The 829-nt window shown below is 41.5% G+C and carries 1 pseudogene; it reads right to left on the bottom strand.

Going from position 1 to position 829, the window contains the following annotated elements:
- Positions 1–829: pseudogene (locus tag D7Y06_RS26350) on the bottom strand (hypothetical protein); the annotation flags it as partial.

Here is an 829-nt window from a genome sequence, read left to right as displayed (position 1 = left end):
GCATAGTCAGCGGCAAGCACACGGTTTGTCTCATAACCGGATATGTGGAGGGTGGCAGCGGATTTCCCGTTGTCTGTAAGCCCTCCAGCCTTGCTGCTTACAAGTTCCGTCCGGGAAAGTTCGTTTACGGCAAATTTCACATCTTCAAGGAGTTCGGACACCCTGTTTTGGATCTTGTCGAACCTGTCCCATTTGATCTCACGCATGGTATTCATGAAATTTTGGATGGAGACAGTAGATTCATCTACAGCATTTGTTACTGCATCTATCTTTTCTTTCAGGTCATACCAGTCATCGGAATACTCTTTTAAGTTTCCGCTGGATACGGAATCGTTTAAGGATTTTACTAATTTGTCCCGTTCTTCCATAAGTTTTGCGTTGTTCTGCTGTTCATTGGCAAGCAGTTTGTCATAATATACAGAACTTGCAAGATAACCCTTTTCTTCATTTAAGGAAATCTTGTTGTCAATTTCCTGTGCCCTCTGCTCAAATTCATGGAGCTTGTGTTCATAATCTGTCTGGATATTTTCAAATTTCTGGGTGGAAGATTCAGAAAGCCAGGATTTATAATCTTCCTGTGCAGATTTCAGATCATAAGTAGACTGAGTATTTGCCTTTAACGCTTCATTGTACTTGACAGCAGCGTTGTATCCGGCAGAACCGACTTTGAAATAGGACAAGTCCACTTCTTTCCCTGATTTGATGGCATCCTTGATTTTCTTTTTCTCTTTCTTTGTGATGCCGTCATCCGCATTGAGGTTCTTTGACTTTGAGAGTTCCTTTTTGGCAGACTTTAAGTCTTTCTTTGTGGCCTTGTTTGCTTCTTTAT

This window comes from Roseburia sp. 1XD42-69 (assembly GCF_003612565.1).
Taxonomy (GTDB): domain Bacteria; phylum Bacillota; class Clostridia; order Lachnospirales; family Lachnospiraceae; genus Roseburia_B.
Note: the sequence above shows the minus strand (reverse complement) of the source record. Positions and strands in the feature narration are given on the sequence as shown.